Source organism: Mycobacterium sp., assembly GCF_035506235.1.
Taxonomy (GTDB): Bacteria; Actinomycetota; Actinomycetes; order Mycobacteriales; family Mycobacteriaceae; genus Mycobacterium.
On sequence record NZ_DATJPU010000303.1, the window covers coordinates 1 to 4255 of the forward strand.

A 4255-nucleotide genomic window follows, 5' to 3' on the forward strand; every position below is an offset into this window, starting at 1 on the left:
GTCCGGATTGCGGGCCGGGGTCGACTTCGGGTTGGCGTTTTGCCCCGAGCGGCTGGCCGAAGGTCAAGCCATCCACGAGCTGACATCCATCCCGGTCGTCGTCGGTGCTGTCGAAGAGCGCAGCGCCCGCGCCTGCTCCACGCTGTGGCGACACGCCCTGGGAGTGGACTCCATCGTCGTCGACGATCCGCGGACCGCCGAGATGGTCAAGCTTGCCGACAACCTCTGGGTCGACCTCAACGTCGCGCTTGCGAACGAGCTGGCCAAGGTATGCGACCGGCTCGGCATGGACGCCCTCCAGGTCATCGAGGCGGCCAACACCATGCCCAAGGGCGGCCGTGATGCCAACATCTTGAGGCCGAGCATGGGCGTCGGCGGCTACTGCCTGACGAAGGATCCATGGTTCGTCAACCACCTGGGACAGTCCGTCGGGCTGGACCTGGCGATCCCCCGGACGTCGAGGACCGTCAACGACACGATGCCCGCCTACACCTACGGGCTGCTCGGGCAACTCCTCGCCGATCAGGGCAAGGCGATCGAGACGAGCAAGATCGCGGTGCTGGGCATCGCATTCAAGAACAACACCGGCGACTGCCGACTCACGCCCACCAAGTACGTGGTCGCCCTGCTCGAGGAGTCCGGCTGCCAGCTTTCCGTCCATGATCCGTGGGTGCCGGACGAGGAGGCCCACGCGGTGACCAAGATCCCCTTGAGTCCAGACATCGAGTCGGCGGTCAAGGATGCCGACGCCCTAGTGGTCCTCGCGGGTCACCGACAGTTCCACCAGATCCCGCTGCCCCGGCTCGCAGAACTAACGGCAACCAGGTGCGTGTTCCTCGATGGACGGAACAGCTTCGACCCCGCGGCGGTGCGCGCCGCCGGCTTCGTCTACAAGGGGATCGGCCGATAGGTGAACGCAAACCTCTACGTCGAAATGAAAGAGCAATAATGTCCGACGTTGTCGTGACGGGCGGCTACGGATTCATCGGATCGCACTTGGTCTCTGCACTGCTAAACCGCGGGGACTCGGTCACGGTGTTCGACTTCGCGAAGAACACCCGCGACACCAGCATCGACTTCGACCGGCACCCCGACTTCCGGTTCGTGCAAGGCGATGTCACCGATTTGGCCGCGCTCGAAAAAGCATTGACACGCGGCGTCGACACGGTCTTCCACCTGGCCGCGGTCGTCGGTGTCAAAAACTATCTCAACGATCCGCTTCGGGTTCTCGATGTCAACGTGACCGGCACTCGCAACGTCCTGGAGCTCAGCCATCGGTACGGAACACGCGTGGTGTTCGCCAGCACGTCTGAGGTATTTGGTAAAAACCCCAACCCGCCCTTCGCCGAGGACGACGATCGCGTCCTAGGTTCGACAAGGACCGCGCGATGGAGCTACAGCACCAGCAAGGCGATGGCCGAGCATCTCGTCTTCGCAATGCACACCGCCTACGGGTTGCCGGTGACGGTCGTTCGCTACTTCAACGTCTACGGCCCGCGGCAGAGTCCCATCTTCGTGATTTCGCAGAGCATTCACCGGATCCTCAATGGCCGCCCGCCGTTGCTTTACGACTCGGGTGACCAGTCGCGGTGCTTCACCTACGTTGACGACGCCATCGCCGGCACCTTGCTCGCGGCCGACAGCAACGCGGCGATCGGTGAGGCGTTCAACATCGGGAGCATGAGCGAGACGACTGTGGGTGACGTTGTCGATCTGGCGATCAAGATCGCGAATGTCGACTCGGTGTCTGGCGCCGAAGCTGTCGACACCGCAGCGCGTTACGGCGGTCGCTATGAGGACATCCCCCGTCGTATCCCGGACTCGACGAAGGCGCAGCGGGAGCTGGGATGGCGCCTCCGGGTCGACGTCGAGGAAGGGATCCGGAGGACCATCGACTGGGCGCGGGCCAACCCGTGGTACCTCAACGAATCCGCGGGGGAGCAGCCTTAAGCCATCCGGTGAGGCGGGTCGCGCGACTACGCAACGGCGGCGCGACCACGATGGACGAGCGGGCCAAGATCAATCCGGTGTCAGCGGGATATCGAAACCTGCGGGGTCGCAACTTGGGTGCGACCCCGTCCAACCAGAAGCGATGCTGCGATATCGGTAACGTTAGTTGCGGATCAAGTACCCGTTGGGCGCCTGCGTCCAGCCGAACTTGTTCTCCCGCGCCACGTCATGCGTGTAGTCGTTTGGGAATTCATGCTCGTATGCCTCGATGGCTTCATACGGGCCCGGTCCCCATCCAGGAAGGACGGGATGTCCGTTCATGTTGGAGTCTTCCACTATGAGATAGTCGCCGGCCGAGAGCAACGGCCGCAGCAATTTCATCTCGGCCAGAACGTGATTCATTGAATGGTCGCTGTCGAGGATGGCGAAGACCTTGCCGGGAAATTCACTTCTCAGGCGTCGTATATTCTCAGCAATAGCCGGGACCGTAGATCGCGATTCGATGAACATGATATCGGAATCGCGGCGTGCCGCCGGCTCGAGGGGCCCGTGGTAGACATCCACGGAAAGCACCTTGAATGGTTGGCCGATTTGCCTCATGACGTTGGCAAAATATAAAGCCGAGCCGCCGTAATGCGTGCCGAATTCAATTACCAGAGACGGCTTCAAGTCAAACAAAATCTCTTGGTAATTCCACATATCACTAACCGACTTCTGGGTCTTGACGCCCATCCAGGTAATCTTATTGAACACCTCAGTGTTGTAGTACCACTTGTGATATTCATTGGGCTCCGACCCCGTCGGCTGGTAAAAGTAGCGGGCCAGCGAAGGAGTCGCAACTTTTTTTACGAAATCCCATGGCGTAGGCATGGACTCAAATAGGGCCGCGCCGATTCGTAGGGCCGCTTTCCTGTCCACATAGCTCGCTCCCTGCGCCGCCTCCCCACGGCTCGGTGCCAGCCGCGTGCTCCCCGGCCTCTGCTCACCATTTTCTTTACGCTGCCATCGCATCGCCGCATAGTAGCAGTAGAAGTCGCCGCCTGTTGGTGCGGACAAACCCGTGATACCTCCAAGGATTCGCCGGGAACCAGTCATAAGACGGTCCATCAGCCTGGGACGGAGTCGCGCGACTATGCAATCGGATAGCGCACACGATGGACGGCGGGCCTGGCTTTCGACACAGGCCAGTCCGGCATCAGCGGGATGTACGAGACCTGCTGCGTTGCAGCATAGCTGAGGCCGCGCACAACCAGAACCCGGTGCGCCGACAGCACCCGAGTTCTAGAGCGATGAGGGCTCGAGCTTTCGGCAGAAGTCCAGGCCGACGGGGTCCAAGTCCAGCCCTGTGTAGGAGGCCGGGAGCCTGCGGCGTGCGGCGGCCAACGCGGCGATTTGGGATCGAGGCGTGGTCGACCATGTCGCTCAGGTGAGGATTGGAAATGTATGGCCCGCCCGCGCAGATCGTGTCATACTCCTCGGGTGCGCAGACCAAACCAACTGGTAGTCACCCCAACGCGGAAATTGTTTGCGAATCACTCAGATCTACATGTGACTTTGCCCCTTAATCAGGCCGATGTGCCCGCAGATCGCGCGGAACGCCGCAAGCAGCGGAAAGATCCACACGCCCATCCGATTTTCAACCGGTACTGGTATCGGCTCAACAGCCGCTATTTCAGCGATGATGACACGGTTTTCATGAACTGGGGCTACGAGGAATATCCGCCGATGGCCTTGCCATTGGCGGAATCCGATGAGCCCAACCGCTACTTCATTCAGCTTTACCACCGCGTGGCGACCCAAGTGGATCTCGCTGGCAAACGGGTGCTGGAGGTTAGTTGCGGGCACGGCGGCGGGGCCTCCTACCTAACGCGCACCCAGGGCCCGGCCTCCTATACAGGGTTGGACTTGAACCCCGTCGGCCTGGACTTCTGCCGAAAAAAGCACCAACTGCCCACCCTGGATTTTGTGGAGGGCAGCGCTGAGAAGCTGCCCTTCGCCGATCAATCCTTCGACGCGGTGATCAACATCGAAGCCTCGCACTGCTACCCTCGATTTCCCCGGTTCCTCGCCGAGGTGGCGCGCGTGCTAAGCCCCGGAGGCCATTTCCTGTACGCCGATGCCCGGCCAAAGCAGGATATCGCCAACTGGGAGAAGGAACTGGGCGACGCCCCCATGCGGCTCCTGTCGGAAAGGGTCATCAATGAGCAGGTTGCGCGAGGACTGGAGAAGGCGTATCCGGTGATGATGTTTAAGAAGCAGTCTCTCCTAGCGGCGTGCTTCGGCTTTACGTTATGGAGGCATCTCT

At 61.1% G+C, this 4255-nt stretch carries 3 protein-coding genes and 1 pseudogene; 3 read left to right on the top strand and 1 reads right to left on the bottom strand.

Annotated elements, in window-relative coordinates:
- Together VMD50_RS28335 and VMD50_RS28340 are read left to right on the top strand one after the other, a co-directional pair.
- On the top strand, positions 1-910 hold a 910-nt coding region (locus VMD50_RS28335; protein WP_325433058.1), incomplete at its 5' end, for a nucleotide sugar dehydrogenase.
- Positions 911-948: 38 nt separating this feature from the next.
- On the top strand, positions 949-1950 hold the full coding sequence (locus VMD50_RS28340; RefSeq protein ID WP_325433060.1) for an NAD-dependent epimerase/dehydratase family protein: 1002 nt from the start codon (positions 949-951) through the stop codon (positions 1948-1950).
- A 162-nt stretch (positions 1951-2112) separates the two neighbouring features.
- Here VMD50_RS28340 and VMD50_RS28345 read toward each other — a convergent pair whose 3' ends face one another.
- Positions 2113-2820 carry a rhamnosyl O-methyltransferase gene (locus tag VMD50_RS28345; RefSeq protein WP_325433062.1) on the bottom strand — a complete coding sequence of 236 codons (708 nt, stop codon included), beginning with the start codon at positions 2818-2820 and terminating at the stop codon, positions 2113-2115.
- Positions 2821-3582: 762 nt separating this feature from the next.
- Between VMD50_RS28345 and VMD50_RS28350 the strand changes: the two are divergent.
- Positions 3583-4173, top strand: a pseudogene (locus VMD50_RS28350) (phthiotriol/phenolphthiotriol dimycocerosates methyltransferase); the annotation flags it as partial.
- Positions 4174-4255: the final 82 nt, after the last annotated feature.

Coding starts and splice junctions, on each gene's coding strand:
- VMD50_RS28345 (WP_325433062.1), bottom strand. CDS start 2,820: ATGCCTACGCCATGGGATTTCGTAAAAAAAGTTGCGACTCCTTCGCTG.
- VMD50_RS28340 (WP_325433060.1), top strand. CDS start 949: ATGTCCGACGTTGTCGTGACGGGCGGCTACGGATTCATCGGATCGCAC.